The organism is Mycoplana ramosa, from assembly GCF_041930185.1.
Classification (GTDB): domain Bacteria; phylum Pseudomonadota; class Alphaproteobacteria; order Rhizobiales; family Rhizobiaceae; genus Mycoplana; species Mycoplana ramosa.
The window spans coordinates 205,108-225,074 of the sequence record NZ_JBHEEW010000004.1 but is presented as its reverse complement, the minus strand read 5'-3'; the positions used below and the strand labels follow the sequence as shown (position 1 = coordinate 225,074).

General features: G+C 62.8%; 19 protein-coding genes and 2 tRNA genes. 13 read left to right on the top strand and 8 right to left on the bottom strand.

Annotated elements, in window-relative coordinates; translation table 11 throughout:
• Positions 1–244 precede the first annotated feature (244 nt).
• Both JNC62_RS07125 and JNC62_RS07120 read right to left on the bottom strand, forming a co-directional pair.
• Positions 245–814: an NADPH-dependent FMN reductase gene (locus tag JNC62_RS07125; RefSeq protein ID WP_374837299.1), complete on the bottom strand. Its 570-nt coding sequence runs from the start codon at positions 812–814 to the stop codon at positions 245–247.
• Between the two features lie 174 nt (positions 815–988).
• A complete protein-coding gene (locus JNC62_RS07120; protein ID WP_374837297.1) occupies positions 989–1,273 on the bottom strand; it encodes a hypothetical protein in 285 nt (94 codons plus the stop codon).
• 164 nt (positions 1,274–1,437) lie between these two features.
• On the opposite strand from JNC62_RS07120, the gene JNC62_RS07115 reads away from it, so the two are divergent.
• The 9 genes from JNC62_RS07115 to JNC62_RS07075 all read left to right on the top strand — a co-directional run bounded on the left by JNC62_RS07115 (position 1,438) and on the right by JNC62_RS07075 (position 8,627).
• A tRNA-Asn gene (locus JNC62_RS07115) sits at positions 1,438–1,512 on the top strand.
• Between the two features lie 186 nt (positions 1,513–1,698).
• Positions 1,699–2,004, top strand: a complete 306-nt coding sequence (locus JNC62_RS07110; RefSeq protein WP_374837296.1) for a helix-turn-helix domain-containing protein — start codon at positions 1,699–1,701, stop codon at positions 2,002–2,004.
• A complete protein-coding gene (locus JNC62_RS07105) occupies positions 2,004–3,461 on the top strand; it encodes a cryptochrome/photolyase family protein (protein ID WP_374837453.1) in 1,458 nt (485 codons plus the stop codon). The genes JNC62_RS07110 and JNC62_RS07105 overlap by 1 nt, the downstream gene beginning before the upstream one ends.
• A 140-nt stretch (positions 3,462–3,601) precedes the next feature.
• Positions 3,602–4,642: a cysteine synthase A gene (locus tag JNC62_RS07100; protein WP_374837294.1), complete on the top strand. Its 1,041-nt coding sequence runs from the start codon at positions 3,602–3,604 to the stop codon at positions 4,640–4,642.
• 3 nt (positions 4,643–4,645) lie between these two features.
• Positions 4,646–5,389 (top strand): alanyl-tRNA editing protein, encoded by a 744-nt coding sequence (locus tag JNC62_RS07095; protein ID WP_374837292.1) that lies wholly within the window; start codon positions 4,646–4,648, stop codon positions 5,387–5,389.
• Between the two features lie 12 nt (positions 5,390–5,401).
• The gene (gene sseA / locus JNC62_RS07090) at positions 5,402–6,250 is read left to right on the top strand and encodes a 3-mercaptopyruvate sulfurtransferase (RefSeq protein WP_374837290.1); all 849 of its coding nucleotides are present in this window, start codon (positions 5,402–5,404) and stop codon (positions 6,248–6,250) included.
• A 10-nt stretch (positions 6,251–6,260) separates the two neighbouring features.
• Complete coding sequence (locus JNC62_RS07085) at positions 6,261–6,827, top strand: GNAT family N-acetyltransferase (protein ID WP_374837288.1); 567 nt, start codon at positions 6,261–6,263, stop codon at positions 6,825–6,827.
• 204 nt (positions 6,828–7,031) lie between these two features.
• Positions 7,032–8,060 carry a phosphotransferase enzyme family protein gene (locus JNC62_RS07080; RefSeq protein WP_374837286.1) on the top strand — a complete coding sequence of 343 codons (1,029 nt, stop codon included), beginning with the start codon at positions 7,032–7,034 and terminating at the stop codon, positions 8,058–8,060.
• Positions 8,061–8,162: 102 nt separating this feature from the next.
• Positions 8,163–8,627 carry a DUF1203 domain-containing protein gene (locus JNC62_RS07075; protein ID WP_374837285.1) on the top strand — a complete coding sequence of 155 codons (465 nt, stop codon included), beginning with the start codon at positions 8,163–8,165 and terminating at the stop codon, positions 8,625–8,627.
• 64 nt (positions 8,628–8,691) lie between these two features.
• Here JNC62_RS07075 and ald read toward each other — a convergent pair whose 3' ends face one another.
• Positions 8,692–9,810: an alanine dehydrogenase gene (gene ald, locus JNC62_RS07070; RefSeq protein WP_374837283.1), complete on the bottom strand. Its 1,119-nt coding sequence runs from the start codon at positions 9,808–9,810 to the stop codon at positions 8,692–8,694.
• A 170-nt stretch (positions 9,811–9,980) separates the two neighbouring features.
• On the opposite strand from ald, the gene JNC62_RS07065 reads away from it, so the two are divergent.
• The gene (locus JNC62_RS07065; RefSeq protein ID WP_374837281.1) at positions 9,981–10,442 is read left to right on the top strand and encodes an Lrp/AsnC family transcriptional regulator; all 462 of its coding nucleotides are present in this window, start codon (positions 9,981–9,983) and stop codon (positions 10,440–10,442) included.
• Positions 10,443–10,540: 98 nt separating this feature from the next.
• Here JNC62_RS07065 and JNC62_RS07060 read toward each other — a convergent pair whose 3' ends face one another.
• Both JNC62_RS07060 and ilvA read right to left on the bottom strand, forming a co-directional pair.
• The gene (locus JNC62_RS07060; protein WP_374837279.1) at positions 10,541–10,855 is read right to left on the bottom strand and encodes an HlyU family transcriptional regulator; all 315 of its coding nucleotides are present in this window, start codon (positions 10,853–10,855) and stop codon (positions 10,541–10,543) included.
• 48 nt (positions 10,856–10,903) lie between these two features.
• On the bottom strand, positions 10,904–12,151 hold the full coding sequence (gene ilvA, locus JNC62_RS07055; protein WP_374837277.1) for a threonine ammonia-lyase: 1,248 nt from the start codon (positions 12,149–12,151) through the stop codon (positions 10,904–10,906).
• A gap of 111 nt (positions 12,152–12,262) precedes the next feature.
• Here ilvA and JNC62_RS07050 point away from each other — a divergent pair, with 111 nt between their 5' ends.
• Positions 12,263–13,717: a TrkH family potassium uptake protein gene (locus JNC62_RS07050; protein ID WP_374837275.1), complete on the top strand. Its 1,455-nt coding sequence runs from the start codon at positions 12,263–12,265 to the stop codon at positions 13,715–13,717.
• 66 nt (positions 13,718–13,783) lie between these two features.
• Complete coding sequence (locus JNC62_RS07045) at positions 13,784–14,365, top strand: hypothetical protein (RefSeq protein WP_374837273.1); 582 nt, start codon at positions 13,784–13,786, stop codon at positions 14,363–14,365.
• Positions 14,366–14,404: 39 nt separating this feature from the next.
• On the opposite strand, the gene JNC62_RS07040 is transcribed toward JNC62_RS07045, so the two are convergent.
• From JNC62_RS07040 to dnaE, 3 genes are all read right to left on the bottom strand, one after another.
• Positions 14,405–14,489: transfer RNA gene (locus JNC62_RS07040), tRNA-Leu, on the bottom strand.
• 166 nt (positions 14,490–14,655) lie between these two features.
• Positions 14,656–15,318, bottom strand: a complete 663-nt coding sequence (locus tag JNC62_RS07035; protein WP_374837271.1) for an acyltransferase — start codon at positions 15,316–15,318, stop codon at positions 14,656–14,658.
• 193 nt (positions 15,319–15,511) lie between these two features.
• Positions 15,512–18,997 carry a DNA polymerase III subunit alpha gene (gene dnaE / locus JNC62_RS07030; protein WP_374837269.1) on the bottom strand — a complete coding sequence of 1,162 codons (3,486 nt, stop codon included), beginning with the start codon at positions 18,995–18,997 and terminating at the stop codon, positions 15,512–15,514.
• Between the two features lie 389 nt (positions 18,998–19,386).
• Here dnaE and JNC62_RS07025 point away from each other — a divergent pair, with 389 nt between their 5' ends.
• On the top strand, positions 19,387–19,965 hold the full coding sequence (locus tag JNC62_RS07025) for a hypothetical protein (protein WP_374837267.1): 579 nt from the start codon (positions 19,387–19,389) through the stop codon (positions 19,963–19,965).
• Positions 19,966–19,967 lie beyond the last annotated feature (2 nt).

The window sequence follows — 19,967 nt, the reverse complement described above, 5'->3', positions numbered from 1 at the left end:
AAAAGCGAGTGGTGCCGGGCGTTTAGAACGAATCCGATAAGGAAGCAAGGGGCTCCTTCTGAAATTGCGCCTTGCCAATCGAGAAACGGCGTTTCCCACAGATCGGGCCGGCCCTGCCGGCCCTGAGATCGGGGCCAAACGCGGCAGTATTCCTGTGTCATTGCCACTCGCTGAGGCGCGTCGGCTGCACCAGGCCGGCCGGGGAGGCTCCCGTCCGGCCTGGTGCCTCGCGCGGCCTCGGCATTCATTCGCGCGGCAGCACCGTTCGCACCCGGACGATGAAGGCGTGGAAGTGGGCCATGTAGTTGCGCAGAAAATCCGTGGTCGAATCCACCGTGACTTCGCCGTCGTCGGTGATCAGTCCGGGGGTGAACTGGATATAGGCTTCCGGCGCATTCATCTGCGGCGCATTGCAGAAGCTCAGAACGCTGCGAAGGCTTTGCTGGGCGACGGCCGTGCCGATCGAGCCGGGCGAGGTGCCGATGACCGCCGCTGCCTTGCGGGAAAAGGAATTGGTGCCATAGGGCCGGCTGGCCCAGTCGATCGCGTTCTTCAAGCCACCCGGGATCGACCGATTGTACTCCGGCGTGACGAAAAGTATCGCATCCTTGCTGGCGATCGCGTCCTTGAATGCAAGGGCAACCGGCGGATAGTTCGCATCGAAATCCGGGCTATACAGCGGCAGATCGCGGAACGAAATTTCTTCAAATTCCAACTCCTTCGGCGCAAGCCGCACCAGGGCCTTTGCCAGCTTGCGGTTCAGCGACGTGCTGGAGAGACTCCCGACGAAATATCCGACATGGTAGGTGGTCATCGCCTTGCTCCTTCAAAGCCCCAGCCGATCAAGATATGGTCGAAGTGCGCAAAATCGAGGGCGCCGCCAACCGAATTACGACCGTCCGCGTCGACCTGACCCGAGGGGCGCGCGTCCGCCTGCCGCCTGTTGCAGATGGAACAACGGTTTAAGTCCAGGAAAAAACCTGTCGGCCTACTGGCGGCGGCGCATCTTGCGCGTCGCCCACCAGACGGCCAGCTTGCGCCGCTGTCGACGGATGAGGGGCGAATCGTGTGACAGAACGAGAAGACCCAGCGGAATCATCCAGAAACCGAGGACCGGCAGAAAGCCGAGCATGCCGAAAAAGATCAGCAGGATTCCGACCACCATGCGCAGTATGCGCGACTGCGGCAGCCGCTGGCGGAACGGGCCGATCACGATCTCATGGGTTCGGTGATCAATGCCGAAGCGGGTTTTGGTCGTCTCTTTCGGTTTCATCCGTGCAGGTCACAACTCAGGGAGGCTAGATTTCCAGAGGGTTCAGCCTGTCATCTGGTCCTTTCTCCACAATCAATCAAGGAAGTTGCGCATTTTTCGCAAAAAGCGCTTGGCAAATCGGTCCAGCGTTTGTATTACGCGCTCACTCCGCAGCGAGCGGATGATCCCTGGTAGCTCAGCGGTAGAGCATTCGACTGTTAATCGACAGGTCGCCGGTTCGAATCCGGCCCGGGGAGCCAGTTTCAGAGGGGCTGCGCGTCAATCGCGCGGCCCCTTCTTCGTTTCAGCAGCTTGCCCCAGCTTGGTTTTGCCCGGCCCGAGCCGACCGGTTCGCGCGTGCGACCGATGCCGCCATTGAGCGTGGATCAAAATACCGATAATCCAGGCGACGTTCCCTCCTCCACGCAAATGTCACGAGGCCGTTTATGATCACCCCTGCCCAATGCCGTGCCGGCCGAGCTCTGATCGACTGGACGAAGGATCAACTTGCGGAAGCGGCGAGCGTTTCACCACGCACCATCTCGGATTTCGAGTGCGGCAAGAAGGGCGCAAGCGAAGCCTCCCGCAGAGCGATCGAAGCGGCGTTGTTCGACGGCGGCGTCTTGCTCGTCGGCGAAGACGAGGCCGGGGTGGGTGTGCGATTGAAGTTCACGCGCAGAGAGGTAAAGGCCATCGACGTTCTGGAGAACGAGGGCGGACCGACCGGGGAAGACGACCAGTTGCCGCTATGATGATACCGATTCCGCTCCTCGCGCCCGTCATCGTCTGGTTCCGACGGGATCTGCGATTGACCGACAACCACGCTCTCGCTGCGGCGATCTCGAGCGGCCGTCCGGTGATTGCGCTGTTCATCCTCGAACAGGGCAACGACGGCGCCCTGCCCTACGGCGCGGCGCAGGCCTGGTGGTTGCATCACTCGCTTTCAGCGCTCAGCGCCCGCCTCGCGGCGGCGGGCAGCCGGCTGGTGCTGCGCCGCGGCGCAGCGCTGGAGGTTCTGCAAGCGATCCTGGCGGAGACCGGCGCCTGCGCACTCTACTGGAACCGCCGGCACGACCCGGATGGGATCAGCGTCGACAGCGCGGTCAAAGCCGCGCTTCGCGCCTCCGGCATCCAGGCCAGCAGTTTTGCCGGCCAACTGCTGCACGATCCCTCGCGGCTGAAAACCGGCAGCGGCGGGCCGTACAAGGTCTTTACGCCGTTTTGGCGGGCGTTGTCTGACGGCGGCGAGCCGGATACGCCGATCGACGCGCCATCGCACATCCCCGGCCCCGAGCAGTTCCCGCACAGCGAGAGACTGGAGGACTGGCGACTGCTTCCGCAGAAGCCGGACTGGGCCAGCCGCTTCGGCGAGACCTGGACTCCGGGCGAAGCGGCGGCACAGGAACAGCTTGCGGCATTCGTTCGGCAACGGCTTGGGCGATACGGTCAAGCGCGCGACTTTCCGGGGCTCGACGGCACATCAAGGCTGTCGCCGCACCTCGCCTTCGGCGAAATCTCGCCGGCGCAGGCCTGGCATGCGGCGCGGGGCGCCGCGGACGGATCCGATGCGGAGGGCGTCGCCGTCTTCCGCAAGGAGCTGGCATGGCGCGATTTTTCCTATCACCTGCTGTTTCACAATCCCGAACTCGCCACCGACAATCTCGACCGCCGTTTCGACGCCTTCGAGTGGCGCGACGACGCGCCGATGTTCGACGCCTGGACCCGCGGCATGACCGGCTATCCGGTCGTCGACGCCGGCATGCGCGAGCTCTGGACGCACGGCTACATGCACAATCGCGTGCGGATGATCGTGGCTTCTTTCCTGATCAAGGATCTCATGGTGCACTGGCGCAGCGGCATGTCCTGGTTCCGCGACACGCTTCTGGACGCCGATCCCGCCTCGAACGCGGCCAGCTGGCAGTGGGTGGCCGGCTGCGGGGCGGACGCCGCGCCGTTCTTTCGCATCTTCAACCCCACGCTTCAGGGCGAGAAGTTCGATCCCGAAGGCGCTTACATCAAGCGGCATGTTCCCGAACTTTCCCGCGTGCCGGCGAAATATATCCACTGCCCATTCAAGGCTCCCGCTTCGGTGCTCCAGGCGGCCGGTGTGCGGCTCGGCAGCGGCTACCCCGGCCCGATCGTGGACCATGCTTCGGCGCGAAGCCGGGCGCTGGAGGCCTTCAGCCGCATCAAGGCTTCAAGCCCTTGAGGCGTCAGGCGAAGCGCCCAAGCGGCGCGAAAATATGCCCCCGAAACGGGGAGACAGGGAACGGATTTTCTTGCAAAGCATTGCTTGCGGTCCGAAAAGTCGCTGCCTAATCTAGATGCAAAATGCGAGGTTCGCAGGCCATGGCTATTCTTTCTTCGGTGTTGGACGCAATCGGCAACACGCCGCTGATCCGGCTGAAAGGCGCCTCCGACGCGACCGGTTGCACGATCCTCGGCAAAGCCGAATTCCTCAATCCGGGCCAGTCGGTCAAGGACCGCGCGGCCCTGTGGATCATCCGCGCGGCGGAGAAGGCCGGCCAATTGCGTCCGGGCGGAGTGATCGTCGAGGGCACCGCCGGAAACACCGGCATCGGTCTTGCGATGGTCGCACAGGCGCTGGGCTACCGCACCGTGATCGTCATCCCGGAAACGCAGAGCCAGGAAAAGAAGGACGCGCTGAAACTGCTTGGCGCCGAACTCATCGAAGTGCCCGCCGTGCCGTACAAGAACCCGAACAACTACGTGAAGCTTTCCGGCCGGCTGGCGGACGAACTTGCAAAGACGGAACCCAACGGGGCAATCTGGGCCAACCAGTTCGACAACGTCGCCAATCGCGAAGCCCACATCCATACGACCGCTCCGGAAATCTGGCGCGATACCGACGGCAAGGTCGACGGTTTCATCTGCGCTGTCGGTTCCGGCGGCACGCTTGCCGGTGTGGCGGCGGGCCTGCGCGCGAAGAACCCGGCCATCAAGATCGGGCTTGCCGATCCCGAAGGCGCGGCTCTCTATAACTATTACGCGCACGGGGAACTGAAGGCCTCCGGCAGTTCCATCACGGAGGGAATCGGACAGGGCCGGATCACCGCCAACCTGGAGGGATTCACCCCGGATTACGCCTACCAGATCCCCGATTCCGAGGCGGTCCCGCTCGTCTTCGACCTGATCGAGCACGAGGGCCTGTGCGTGGGCGGCTCGTCGGGCATCAACATCGCCGGCGCGATCCGGATGGCGAAGGACCTCGGCCCGGGGCACACGATCGTGACGATCCTCTGTGACTATGGTAACCGATACCAGTCCAAACTGTTCAATCCGGACTTTCTCGATTCGAAGGGCCTGCCCGTCCCGGGCTGGCTGACGGCGACATCGAGGATCAAAGTCCCCTACCAGGCCGTTGAATGATCCATGACCCAGCCCGTTGCCCCGCTCTTTCGTGACGACTTCTATCTTTCGACGACTGAGGCGGTGGTGACGGCGGTTCACGAGGACGGCGGCATCGAGCTCGACCAGACCTGCTTCTACGCAACCTCAGGCGGCCAGCCGGGGGATACCGGCTTCTTCGAGCGTGCCGACGGCAGCCGGATCGCACTCGGCCCAACCGTGCACGGGGCGACGAAAGACATCATCGTCCATCGGCCGCTGGAGGGCGCGCCGCTGCCGATCGTCGGCGAAAAGCTGGTGCTCCATATCGACTGGCCCCGCCGCTACCGGCTGATGCGCATGCACACCGCCTGCCACCTCCTTTCCGTCGTCTGCCCGTTTCCGATCACCGGCGCCGCAGTGGGCGAGGAGGAAAGCCGGGTCGATTTCGACATGAGCGAAACGATCGACAGGGATGAGGTCACGGAAAAGCTGATGGCGCTGGTGGCTGCCAACCACCCTGTCTACGTGCAGTGGATCACCGATGCGGAACTTGCCGCCAATCCGGGCATTGTGAAATCGAAGAACGTCCGTCCGCCGATGGGGATGGGGCGGGTCAGCCTCGTGTGCATCGGGGAGAACTCGGCGATCGACAGCCAACCCTGCGGCGGTACGCACGTCTCCGAAACACAGGAGGTCGGCGCCATCCACATCTCGAAGATCGAGAAGAAGGGCAAGGAAAACCGCCGCTTCCGCATCCAGTTCGGCTCGCCAACATCGGCGGCTTGAGGAGGACCATTCGTGACAGCCGCCAGAAGCAAATACGTCGTCACCGCCGATTGGGTGCAAAAGCAGCTCGGCGCGCCGGAATTCAGGATCATCGACGCATCCTGGTATCTTCCGGCACAGAACCGCAACGGCGCCGCCGAGTATGCGGCCGGGCACATTCCAGGCGCCGTCTTCTACGATCAGGACGCCATCGCCGATCATTCCACCGGCCTGCCGCACAGCATCCCCTCGCCTGAGGAATTCGCCAGCGCCATTGAGAAGCTCGGGATCTCCGATACCGACACGATCGTCGTCTACGACGGTCCGGGGATCTTCACGGCACCGCGCGTGTGGTGGCTGTTGCGAACGATGGGCGCCAAGAACGTCTACGTCCTGGACGGCGGCCTCGACGGGTGGAAGAAGGAAGGCCGGCCGCTCGAGACCGATCTGCCGGAGCCGGCGCCGGGGCATTTTCGCCCGCATTTCAATCCGGCGGCAGTGACATCCTTCGACGAGATGCACGACATCGTGTCGTCAGGCTCCCGCCAGATCGCCGACGCCCGCGCAGCCGGGCGCTTCACCGGCGAGGAGCCGGAACCGCGCGCCGGCATGCGCGCCGGACACATGCCGGGCGCACGCAGCATGCCATCGGGCATTTTCTCGGTCGACGGCAGGCTGAAGGACCTGGACGCGCTCAAGGCAGCGTTCGACAGCGCCGGGATCGACCTGGACGAACCGGTCGTGACCACCTGCGGCTCGGGGATCACGGCCGCCATCATCACGCTCGCCCTTCATTCCCTCGGCCACGAGAACAATACGCTCTACGACGGCTCGTGGTCGGAATGGGGCGGTCGGGCCGACACGCCGGTGGTGACGGGATAAGGCTGACGCCATGACATTGCGCAAGCAGCCGGCTCCGATGCCGGTCCACATCACCGAATTGCGCATGAGCGCACCGCCGAAGCAAAGCCTACCGGTGCCGGTCAACATCCAGACCGCCATCATGCGCGTTCCCAAGATACCGACAGCGTTCTATCGCTTCCTCTACACCCAGGTCGGTAGGCGCTGGCACTGGGTGGAGCGGTTGAGGATGGACGAGGAGACCCTGGCCGCGATTCTCAACGATCGCCGCACCAATGTGACGGTGCTCTATGTCGACGGGGCGCCGGCCGGCTTCTTCGAGCTGTTCCAGCACGACGCCGAGAGGATGGAACTGGTACATTTCGGCCTGTTCGAACACGCGCTGGGGCTCGGGCTGGGGAAATGGTTCCTGCTCCAGACACTCTATGCCGCCTGGTCGACCGATCCGGCGTTGCTGACCGTTACCACGAACAATCTCGATCATCCACGCGCGTTGCAGCTCTACCAGATGTTCGGCTTTTCCCCCGTCAGCACGCGCGAGGCGACAATCCTGCCGCTGTCCGATGCTGAGCTGCTTGAGCTTGCACGGCGCGGCTGACCTCGCAGGCAATCGCGCGTCTCGATCCCAGGTCGGCTCAACGGCCGCAGCCTGTTTCATGCGGTCGCGCCGTCAAGAAAGGTGGGATGCTGCTTGCCACGGCTGGAAACGGCTGCGCGTTTAGGTCATATACGGAGCCGATCACAGCTCCGGACAAAGCCTACCGACACTGGAGCGCACGACATCAGGACGCATCGCTTCAGCATGATCAATCGCCATCCCAGCATAAGCGAATTGCTCGCCGGGCAAGCCGACGTCCTGCATTCGAAGTGGCGTTTCAACATTCGCAAGCGCATTGTCGAGCTGAACCAACAGAAGTACGTCCTCTACCGGTTCCGCACCAAGCGGACGATGGAACATTTCGAGCAGACGATCCACAGACTTGCCGGCGCCGGAATCGCCGTTCAATCGGTCTGTGCGCGGACATCGTCCTTCGGACAATATCTGCGCCACGGCCATTGGCTTGCGCTTTCCTATCTGCCGGGACGCCCACTTCCCAATAACCCGAATCGCGACGGCCTCATCTCCCTGGGGCAAACGCTTGCAAAGCTGTATTCGCTCGAGGGGCCGCCGCAGCGCGCCCTGTTCGAGCGAAGGCAGCCGAAGCTGCCGCATGAGGCCTATCTCGCCGCCGAAACGCAACTGAGCGACAAGCATCGAACCTGGATCCGGGAAAGCATGGACCGGCTGCGTCGACTGCCCGCCACGCAGCTCACCCATGGGGATCTCTTCGGCAACAACATCATCCAGAACGACGATCAGTCGATCGGCCTGATCGACTACGAACTGCTCGCCTATGACCTTTCGGGCATCGAACTCGCCGCGACCCTGCTGCGCCCCTTCTGCCGAAGGGGGCAGAAGCGGCGCATTCTTATGCGCGCCTACCTCACTTCCTGTTCCCCGCAACTCCGGCAAGTCTGGAGGCAGTGCGGCCGCGACCTCGTTTTCGCCGCCGCAGCGCGCCTCGCCCTTGCCCGGCAGGACCGGGTGCGCCACGTGACCCGCAAAAATCGACTGTTGAAGATCGGGCAACTGCTGCCGCACCGCCCGGTGCGGGAGGCGGCAACGCGGCAACTGGAGGCCAATGTCCGCATCATCCGCGCGGCAATGCGGAACGAGGCCTACTATCTTAACATAACCCGGACGATGATCGACCTCTGCCTTGCCGAGCCCGACGCCGATCCGATCAGCCTGCTCCAGCAATGCGACCTGCTTTTCGTCAGACCGGTCTGATACCGCGGCGTCTAGAGGTCTAAAAGCGCAAGCGGCAGAAAACGGGTGTCGCCGGCCATGGACCTGGACGATGGTGATCGGATCGACAGCCGGAGAACAGTCATGGCCATCCGTTTTCTGCCCGTCCCGACCGAAACCGCCGCAGCGTTATGGGATGGCGGCACCGACTCATACGGCATGCGTCCGGAACGCCGGATTTCGGACGGTGATGGCGTACCCTGCCGCCATTGCCTCGAAGGGGTGCGCGCCGGAGAGCCCTATCTCGTCCTGGCACACAGGCCCTTCCCGGAGTTGCAGCCCTATGCCGAGACCGGGCCGATCTTCCTCCACGCCGAACCTTGCGCGGCATTTTCGGGCGCCGGGGTGCCATCGATTCTCGACAGCCGCGACTATATCGTACGCGGCTATGATGCGGACGACCGGATCGTCTACGGCACCGGCGCGGTGACGCCGACGGAGGAAATCCCGGCCTACGCGGAGACGCTGCTGGCCCGGTCGGAGATCGCCTATGTTCATATCCGCTCGGCCCGCAACAATTGCTATCAATGCAAGGTCGAGCGGACATAATGGCGGCACACCATGGTTGTCGGCGTGTCCACGGGCAAAGGCCCGTGGATCCGCAACCGTAAGGCTACGCCACGTTCAGGACCGCCTCCGGGGAGACCAACTCGTAGCCGAGCGCTTCGGCCACCGCCTTGTTGGCGATGCGGCCGCGGTGGACATTGAGACCCGCGCGCAAATGCCGGTCTTCGGCGATCGCCTTCAACCCCTTGTCGGCCAGTTGCAAACCATAGTGGAGGGTTGCGTTGTTGAGCGCCTGGGCCGAGGTGATCGGCACCGCGCCTGGCATGTTGGCCACGCAGTAGTGGATGACGCCGTCGACCTCGAAGGTCGGTTCGGAATGGGTCGTGGCATGCGAGGTTTCGAAGCAGCCGCCCTGATCGATGGCCACGTCGACAATCACCGAGCCCTTCTTCATCGCCGACAGCATTTCGCGGGTGACGAGCCTGGGCGCCGCCGCACCTGGGATCAGGACCGCGCCGATGACGAGATCGGCGGCGAAAACCTCCTCCTCGATCGCATCGATCGTCGAATAGCGCGTATGGACCCGGCCGTTGAAGATGTCGTCGAGCTGGCGCAGACGCGGAATCGACCGGTCGAGAATGGTGATATCCGCCCCGAGACCCGCCGCCATCTTCGCCGCATGCAAGCCGACGACGCCGCCCCCGAGGATCGCAACGCGCGCCGGCTCGACACCGGGTACACCGCCAAGAAGAATTCCGCGCCCGCCATTCGCCTTTTGCAGGGCGGTCGCGCCGGCCTGGATCGACAGTCGTCCGGCCACCTCCGACATCGGCGCCAACAGCGGAAGACCGCCGCGATCGTCCGTCACGGTCTCATAGGCGACCGCGGTGACGCCGGATTTGAGCAACCCCGCAGCCTGATCCGGATCCGGCGCGAGATGAAGATAGGCATAGAGGATCTGACCTTCGCGGAGCTGTGCCCATTCGCCGGGCTGCGGCTCCTTCACCTTGACGACCATATCGGCCTTCTCGAAGATCTCCTTCGCCGTCGTCACGATCCGGGCGCCGGCGGCGCGGTAGGCGTCGTCGTCGGCGCCGATCCCGGCGCCAGCCTTGGTTTCGACCATCACCTCGTGTCCATGTGCCACATATTCGCGCACAGCACCCGGCGTCAGGCCGACACGATATTCATGGTTCTTGATTTCCTTCGGGCATCCGACACGCATTCTTGCGTTCCTCTCTCCATTCGTGTGCCAATCATGATGGTCCGCCACTCCCTGCGGATCTGAAGATTGGATCAGAACTCCCGCGCAATGTCCTTGCGAAGAATCTTGGAATGGATCGGCATTTTCGCATATCCTTGTGCAAGCCCAGTCTTCTCTCGAAGGAAATGGCGTTGAATGCACTCGATACAATAGATACTGCGATGCTGCGGATTCTCCAGCAATCCGGGCGCATCTCGAACGCCGAACTTGCCGAGCGCGTCGGGCTGTCGCCGTCCGCCTGCTCGCGCCGTCTCGACATCCTGGAGAAATCCGGCGTCATCAGTGGCTACCATGCCCACCTGTCGCAGAAGGCGCTCGACTACACGATGATCGCCATCGTGCATATCTCGCTCTCCGGACAGTTCGCCAAGACGCTCGCCGAGTTCGAGACGGCCGTCAAACTGTGTCCGAACGTCCTCGTCTGCTATCTCATGTCAGGCGAATACGACTATATCCTGCGGGTCGCGGCAAAAGACCTTGCCGACTACGAACGGATCCACCGCGACTGGCTTTCCGCCTTGCCGCACGTGGTCAAGATCAATTCGAGCTTCGCGCTGCGCGAGATCATCGATCGCCCGAATGTCGGCGTCTGACCACCGCCCAGCGGTCGCCCGATGGTGATCTGCTTCAGACTATAATTGGACCAGCTTGCGGGAGCGTCATCGCCGGCAGCCGGAGACCGCGCCAGCCCTCAGACCGATCGCGACTGCGCCCCGTCGGCGAAGAGCGAGGTGCCACTCTGGTCGGCGATCTGGCGGGCCTTGCGAAAGGCGGCAGCGACCGTGTCGTCGCGGCTGGTAAAGAGGTCGGCGCGAATGAAGGTGCGAACGAGGAGGACGTCGCCTTCCTGTTTTTCAATCCGGCCTGCAAGCCGGAACTGCGACCCCTCCGCCATCGGCGTCGCGACGAGAACGAGATCCTTGTAGATCTCCTTCTCCTCCGGCGTTACCGTGGGAGCGTCGGTCTTGCCCGACCGGCCGAAAAGCCTTGATAGAAACGATGCCATGGCGGAGTGGTAGCACAGCGTGCCCCGCTGTCAACGACCATGTGCCGGTCAGATGATCAGGTTCGACAGAATCTCGTTCTCCGTAATGTCCTGATATCGCAGGCCCGCGCGATCGAACGCCTGCTTGAGAAGCGCAAAGTTTTCGGGCGACTTCGTCTCGATGCCGATCAGGATCGAGCCGAAATTCCGCGCCGACTTCTTCAGATATTCGAAGCGGGAGATGTCGTCCTCGGGGCCGAGCAGATTGAGGAAATCCCGCAAGGCGCCTGGGCGCTGAGCCATGCGCAGGATGAAGTACTTCTTCAAGCCGCGATGCCGCATCGCCCGTTCCTTGACGTCCGGCAGCCGCTCGAAATCGAAGTTGCCGCCGGAAACGACGGCGACGACCGTCTTGCCCTGCAGTCTCTCCCGGCCAAGTGCTTCCAGCGCGGTGATCGAGAGCGCGCCGGCCGGCTCCAGCACCACGCCTTCCACGTTGAGCATGTCGATGATCGTCACACAGATCGCGTTCTCCGACAGGAGCATCGCCTGATCCGGCTTGAATTTCCTGAGCGATTCGAAGTTCAGATCGCCGATGCGCCCGACTGCGGCGCCGTCCACGAAATTGTCGACCTGATCGAGCGTAACCACCCCGCCCGCCTCCAGGCTCCGGCGCAGGCTCGGCGCTCCTTCCGGTTCACAGAAGAGAAAGCCTTCCGGGGCGACGCGATCCTCCATATACCCGGTGACGCCCGCCGCCAGTCCGCCACCCCCGACCGGCAGAACCACCAGATCCGGCCGGAGATCATCGCCGAGTTGCGCCAGGATCTCGGCGGCGACGGTCGCCTGCCCCTCGATGATGTCCGGATGGTCGAAGGGCGGCACCATTACCGCGCCGCTGTCGCGCGCATGCTCCTGCGCGGCCTGATAGCACTGATCGAAAATGTCGCCTACGAGACGGATCTGCACGAAGTCGCCACCAAATATCCGCGTCTTGTCGATCTTCTGCTGCGGCGTGGTCACCGGCATGAAAACGACCCCCTGTACGCCGAAATGCCGGCATACGAAGGCAAAGCCCTGGGCATGGTTGCCGGCCGACGCGCAGACGAACGACGCCGCCTTCTTTCCCCCGGCAAGGACCTTGCGGAAGAAATTGAAGGCGCCGCGGATCTTGTAGGACCTGACCGGCGTCAGATCCTCTCGTTTGAGGAAGATCCGCGCGTCGTAACGCGCACTCAGATGCTCGTTCAACTGAAGCGGCGTTTCGGGAAAAAGTGTGCGCACGGCTTTAGTTGCGCGATCCACATCCTGTTTCATGGCCTTGCTGCCGTTCTTGAGTTTGCCTCTGGCTCCCGCTATTGCATATCGCAGCCGCGGAGGCCACCGCCCTTTCAGAAGCGGATCGTGCCAACTACAACGAGATGCCCCTTGAACGCCACGATCTACCGCTCCGCCATCAACATCGCAGCCACCTGCGGCCTCTATCTGTCGCTGTCGATGCTGATACCTGTCGCCGTCAATCTCTACTATGGCCATCACGACTGGAAGAATTTTCTGATCTCGGCTGTCGTCGTGGGCGGCTTCTCGCTGATCACCGCGGCGGCGACCCAGGCCGGTCCACCGCCTTTCACCAAGAAAATGGGCTTCCTGCTCGTCAACCTGCTGTGGGTGGTCTTTTCGCTGGTGGGCGCCATCCCGCTGTGGCTCTCATCGATCGACCTGGACTTCTCCCAGGCGCTGTTCGAGGCGGTCTCCGCCATCACCACCACCGGTTCCACCGTGATCGTCGGGCTTGATCATGCGCCGCCGGGACTGCTGATGTGGCGCTCGATGCTACACTGGCTGGGCGGCATCGGAATCGTTGCGCTCGGCCTGTTCGTCATGCCGTATCTGCGTGTCGGCGGCATGTCTTTCTTCAAGATGGAATCATCGGAGACGAACGAAAAGCCCTTTGCCCGCATAGCGACCTACACCCGTGCCTTCATCGTGGTTTATATCGGCATCACGCTTGTCTGCGCGATCACCTACAACGTTCTGGGCATGAGCCGCTTCGACGCGATCAATCACGCCATGTCGACCGTTGCGACCGGTGGTTTTTCGACGCATGACGCCTCGTTCGGTTACTTCAACAATTCGGCGCTCTTGTGGGCCGGTACGTTCTTCATGACCGTGTGCAGCCTGCCGTTCTCGATCCTGATCGTCCTGGTGGTGCGCGGCAGGCTCGACACGCTGCGCGATCCGCAGATCGTCGTCTTCCTCGGCTATCTCGCCGCCTTTGCGATCGCCATTGCCATTTACCACCGGATCGCCAACGGCGTGGATTTTCACGACGCCATTACCCATTCCTTTTTCACCATGGCGTCGATCCTGTCGACAACCGGCATGGCGAGCCAGGACTATACACAATGGGGTCCGTTCGTGGCCGCGCTTTGCCTCTTCGCCACCTTCATGGGCGGATGCGCGGGTTCGACCGCCGGCGGCATAAAGGCCTATCGCTTTGTCATCATCTTCAACTCGATCCGCTCGGGCCTCTACAAGCTGATCTATCCGAACGGCATTCATGCCGTGCGCTACGGCAAAATTACCGTGGAACAGGACACTCAGCGGACCGTGTTCCTGTTCTTCTGCACCTACCTGCTGCTCTGGGTCATCGGCAGCGTGGCGCTCAGCGCCCTTGGCCATGATGTCCTAACTGCGCTCTCCTCGGTCGTCACCGCGCTCTCGAACGTCGGCCCGGGAATCGGCCCCGTCGTCGGTCCAGCCGGCAATTTCTCCACCTTTGACGACGCCTCCCTCTACGTCCTGTCGCTGATGATGCTGCTCGGCCGCCTCGAGGTGTTGACCGTGCTCGTCATCCTGACGCCGCTGTTCTGGAAGAGCTGAAAGCACCTCCTTGACTGCCTGCCGGCACCTGCGCATCCTTCGCGGACAACGATCCGGGGGAGCCGCATGCCAGCCAAGCCTTGTGTGTTGATGTCGCTTGCCGTCGCGGCCGGCTTGTGGGGGTCGGTGTCGCAGGCCGGTCCTCTGGTCGAGGCGGCGACGAGGGCGGAGCAACTGGCAACCTCCGGCGATCCGGTCGGGGCCCACGGCACGATGCGCGACGCGTTCGGCATCTTTGCCGCAACGCTTCCCTTCACGATCGGCAAGGCCGCGTTCGTGGCCGAGCCGCCCGAGGGTTACGGCATGTATACGCCGCGGCCAACCTCCACCTACAAGCCGGGAGAGCCGCTGATCTCCTATGTCGAGCCCGTCGGTCTCAGTTGGCGGCCGATCGAGGACGGGCGGATGGAGGCGCAGTTCACGGTTGACCTCGAGCTCCTGAACAACAAGGGCGACACGCTTGCCGAGCAGAAGGCCTTCGGCTCGTTCACCTTCCGCGGGTTCGTGCGCAACCAGGAGGTCTTCGCCAAGCTGACGCTGAACGTCGAGGGCCCTCCCGCGGGCGACTATGTTCTGCGCTACCGCTTTCGCGACGCCCTCAGCGGCGCCGTTGCCCTCTCCGACCAGAAGTTTTCGATCGCCCCTTGAAGCGGCGGGCGATCGCAGCCGTTCTCTAACGTCTGATCTTGGTGCGGACGACGGGGGTCGAACCCGTACGGATCACTCCGAGGGATTTTAAGTCCCTTGCGTCTACCAGTTTCGCCACGTCCGCACTTGCAATTTCAATAGCTTGGCAAGGCGCTGTTTAAAAGGTCTGCACGACGCATTTTTTTGTGCACTTCAGGTTCTCACACTCAAATGCCAATCGGACACCGTGAACGGAACGGCGGATACAGGCGGAAGCTCACCATCGTACGAAACCAGCACCGCCGCGTCTGTCATGACACCTTGTCGTGCTGATCGGTGAGCAACGAGAGAATGTCGCCGGATATCATGGCGGTCTCGTCGAAAAGGTTTCCGGCCATGGAACGATCCCATGTCACGTCATGTTTCAGGATACGCGCGGGGGATCCTGCCGCAATGCTGCACGCGGGAACGGTCATGTTCTGGACATAGGACCTTGCCCCGATTATGGAGCCGTTCCCGATCCTGGTTCCTCGGCAAACAATTGATTGCATGCCGATCCAGACATGATCACCGATCTCGACCGGACCCGCCTGATTGACCATGTTCCCTGTGTGAATGTCGTAAATTCCGTGACCATCATGCGTCCGGATGTTCACCGGGAACGAAAGCATGCAATCCTGTCCGATAGACACTTGAGAACCGATCGCAAAGATCGACGCATTCATCACTGAGGTCTTGTCTCCGATGGACACCTTGGCGCCGGCCTTGGCGAGAACACTCAATTTCTTCGCAAACCGCAGATTGCCCAAGTGGATCTCACAACCATCGCCATCGACGGTAATCGAGAGCCCACCGGTTGAAAAATTTCCAACACTGATGCGATTGTTGTTTCCGGTGACAGTGATCGTCACGGCGCGAGAGCGCGGACCAGCAACATTAATGACATTCCCAGAACCCTTTTCCTCGATCTGCATGTACCTGGCACCTCAAGTTTTGTGCGCTGAAGCTTCTAGCTGGGCACGCGGCGCACCGCTCTGTGAATAGGATAATTCGGCTGACCGCAACACACGGGAAGCAATACTATCCGCGCTCAATTCCATGATTCTGTGCAGCGTGCAAACCGGCACGTTTGTGCATTTGGGCCGCCCAGCGTCGCCGACGCCGCCGTCAGACCATCTCCACATCGATGACACCGGGCGCGGAGCGCAGGGCGGCGGCGATCTCCGGCGAGATGCGATAGCGCTCGCTCAGTTCCACCTCGATCTCCCGCTGGCCGTCGTCCTTGATGACGATGAAGGACACCAGGCCGTCGCCCTTGGCGTTGAGGTGGGCGGCGATCGAGCGCAACGGCCCAGAATCGCGGACATAGACCCGCAGCGCCTTCTGCTGCTGCAGCGCCTCCTCCTCCAGCGAGCGCAGCGTCTGGATCCGCAGGCCGATTCCCTCGGGGCGCTCCTCCGCCTGCACCGTCATCACCAGCGACTTGCCCGGCTCGAGCAAGTCGCGATACTGGTGCAGCATTTCGGAAAACAGCACCGCCTCGAACTGGCCGGACGCGTCCGAGAACGCGACGATCCCCATCTTGTTGCCGGTGCGGGTCTTGCGTTCCTGCTTCGATGTCACGGTGCCCGCCAGCCGGCCCGCCGTAGCGCCCTGCTTCACGGCGACGGCGAAGTCGGCGAAATTCTGCACCCGCATCTTGGCAAGCATCGCATTATACGTGTCGAGCGGGTGGGCGGAGAGATAGAACCCGAGCACCTGGAATTCGCGGTGCAGCTTCTCCGACGCCAGCCATGGCGAATATGACGGAAAGGCAATCGTCTCCGGCCCGGTTGCCGCACCCGTGCCGAACATGTCGCTCTGGCCGCTGGCCTTGTTCTCCTGCGCCCGCTGGGCGTAACCGATGATGCGGTCGAGGCCGGCGATCAAGGCCCCGCGGTCGTGGCCGAAGCAGTCGAAGGCGCCGGCGCAGATCAGGCTCTCGAAAACCCGGCGATTGACCTGCTTCGGGTCGATCCGCAGGCAAAAATCCTCCAGGCTTTCGAACGGGCGATCGCCGCGCGCCTCAACGATGTGCTGCACGGCCGATTCGCCCACGCCCTTGATCGCCGCCAGTGCATAGTAGATGCAGTTCTCGCCGGTCTCGAAATGGGCGTAGGACGTCTGGATCGACGGCGGAACGACCTTGATGCCAAGCCGAGCGGCGTCCTGGCGGAAATCGTTCAGCTTGTCGGTGTTGGCCATGTCGTAGGTCATCGACGCGGCGAGGAACTCGCAAGGGTAATGCGCCTTCAGATAGGCCGTCTGGTAGGACACGATCGCGTAGGCGGCAGCGTGCGACTTGTTGAAGCCGTAGTTGGCGAACTTGGCGAGCAGGTCGAAAATCAGATCCGCCTGCGGCTTGGACACGCCGTTCTTCATCGCACCGTCGACGAAACGGGCGCGCTGCTTGTCCATCTCCTCCTTGATCTTCTTGCCCATGGCGCGGCGCAGAAGGTCGGCTTCGCCGAGCGAGTATCCGGACAGGACCTGGGCGATCTGCATCACCTGCTCCTGGTAGACGATCACGCCCTGGGTCTCCTTCAGGAGATGGTCGATCATCGGATGGATCGATTCGATCTCCTCTTCGCCGTGCTTGCGGGCGTTGTAGACCGGAATGTTCTCCATCGGCCCCGGGCGGTAGAGCGCGACCAGCGCGATGATGTCCTCGATGCAGTCGGGCCGCATGCCGATCAGCGCCTTGCGCATGCCGGCACTTTCCACCTGGAACACGCCGACCGTTTCGCCGCGCGAGAGCATCTCGTAGGTGAGCTTGTCGTCCAGCGGCAGGCTGCCGAGATCGATCTCGATGTCGCGCTTGCGGGCAAAGTCGACGGCCGTCTTCAGAACCGTCAGCGTCTTCAGCCCGAGAAAGTCGAACTTCACCAGCCCCGCCTGCTCGACCCACTTCATGTTGAACTGGGTGACCGGCATGTCGGAGCGGGGATCGCGGTACATCGGCACGAGCTGCGACAGCGGCCGGTCGCCGATCACGATGCCCGCGGCGTGCGTCGAGGCGTGCCGGTAGAGACCCTCGATCTTCTGGGCGATGTCGAGCAGGCGTCCGACAACCGGCTCCTTCTCCGCCTCTTCCTGCAGCTTCGGCTCCTCCTCGATCGCCTTCGACAGCGGGGTGGGATTGGCCGGATTGTTCGGGACCAGCTTGCAGATCTTGTCGACCTGGCCATACGGCATTTCGAGCACGCGGCCCACGTCACGCAGTGCGGCGCGCGCCTGCAACGAGCCGAAGGTGATGATCTGCGCCACCTGCTCGCGGCCGTACTTGCGCTGGACGTAACGGATCACCTCTTCGCGCCGGTCCTGGCAGAAGTCGATGTCGAAGTCCGGCATCGAGACGCGTTCCGGATTGAGGAAGCGTTCGAACAGCAGCGAGAAGCGCAAGGGGTCGACGTCGGTGATCGTCAGCGCATAGGCCACCAGCGAGCCGGCGCCCGAGCCACGTCCTGGACCGACGGGAATGTTCTGCTCCTTGGCCCATTTGATGAAGTCGGCAACGATGAGGAAGTAGCCGGGGAACTTCATGCGTTCGATGACGCCGAGCTCGAAGTCCAGCCGCTCGCGGTAGTCCTGCTCGCTGAAGCCTGTCGAAAGGCCGAGCGCGGCCATGCGCCGCTCCAGCCCCTCCACCGCCTGACGACGCAGTTCCGCCGCCTCGGCCCGCTCGGCTTCCTCGGGATCGGCCGTGGCGCCGGTGAACCTTGGCAGGATCGGTGCACGGGTCTTCAGCACGAACGAACAGCGCCGGGCGATCTCGACGGTATTGTCCAACGCCTCGGGCAGATCGGCGAACAATTCCGCCATCTCAGCCCGGCCCTTCAGGTAGTGGTCTGGAGACAGCCGGAAGCGATTGTCGTCCGACACCATGGCGTTATGCGCCACCGCCATCAACGCGTCATGCGCCTCATAGTCGTCCGGCGACGGGAAGAAGGGTTCATTCGTCGCCACCAGCGGCACGTCGTGCGCATAGGCCAGTTCGATCATCCGTCGCTCGTGCCGCCGGTCATAGCCGGCGTGGCGCTGCAGTTCCAGATAAAGCCGGTTGCCGAACCGATGCTTGAGCTCCCTTAGCCGATCCTCGGCCATCGCGGGCTGCCCGGCAGCGAGCGCCATGTCGACCGGTCCGGTGGATGCCCCGGTCAGTGCAATCAGCCCCTCCGTGCCGTCATCGAGCCAAGACCGCCGAATGTGGATCGCATGGCCCCCCTCGCCCTCGAGATAGGCGCGACTGACAAGATCCATCAACCGCGCGTAGCCGGCATCCGTGGCAACCAGAATGACGAGGGACGGCAGCTTGGCAAGCGACTGCGCCGGACTGCGCCGCTCCCCCTCACCCTCGTCTTCCATGTCGATTGCGAGCTGGCATCCGATCAGCGGCTGGATGCCATCGGCCACCGCCTTCTGTGAGAACTCGAGGGCCGCGAACAGGTTGTTCGTGTCTGTGATTGCGATCGCCGGCTGGCCGTCGCTGACGGCCTTGCCGAGTATCTTCTTGATCGGCAGCGCGCCCTCGAGCAGCGAATAGGCCGAATGCACGCGCAGATGCACGAACTGCACCTCGCCGCGCCCTGCTTCCGTCGCCGCCATTTCCGCCATGCTCGCCACCTCGATTCAACAAGCGGGAAGGATAAGCGGATTCCTGCCGGGAAAGTCCAGCCGGACACCGGGCGGAAGGCATTTATCCCCTGTTGCCGATCCGGCTCGATCGGACAACGGGCGCCGCCGTAACCGAATGCCCTACAAGCCGAGGGCGAGCACCGACAGGCTCGCGACAAACATCGCAATGGAGGCAAAAGCTGCGACATCACGCATGAATTCGGTCATCGTAGGTCTCCCTTTCTCAACACGGAGCCATTTTGTTCTTGTTTTGTTCCGTCGTCAAGCCCATCTCTGGCAGATCTATCCGACTCTGCCTCCTGGGGTCGCAGCTGGACCGCATCGACACAATTTCCTAAGCTGCTTGCCGATCGACGCGGGGTGACCGGATGAAACGTGTGCTGCCACTCTTGATGGTTCTGCTGGCGCCATGCGTCGCCGCGGCCGAGGACTTTCCCGCGGACCGGATCGTCGCGGCGGCAACCGGTGACTGGGACAGGGACGGCAATACCGACCTGGCGCTGATCGCCCGCCCGGCCGAGGGCAGCGACGAGGACAACGCCGTCTTCATCTACCTCGCCAATCCGGGCGAATCGCGCCTGGCACTGAAGGTCTCAGCCCCCAACAAGATCTCGGGCAACCTCACGATGTTCGGCCAGGAGCCCACAGTCGCGGCGCTGGCGAACGGGTCGATCAAGCTGACGTCGCAGAACAGCTCGATCGGGCGGGATCGCTGGAGCCAGAGCCTGACGCTCGCCTATCGCGGCGGCCGCTTCATCGTCGCCGGCTACACCTACTCGTCCTACGACACCCTCGACAACGACAACACGCGCGCATGCGACCTCAACGTGCTGACCGGCAAGGGGACCGCGAACGGAAAGCCGATCACCACGGCGGGTGCCCAGATCGCTTACGAGGACTGGAGCGACGAGATCGGCCGGAAGGCTTGCGGCTTCGGATCGCAATAGGA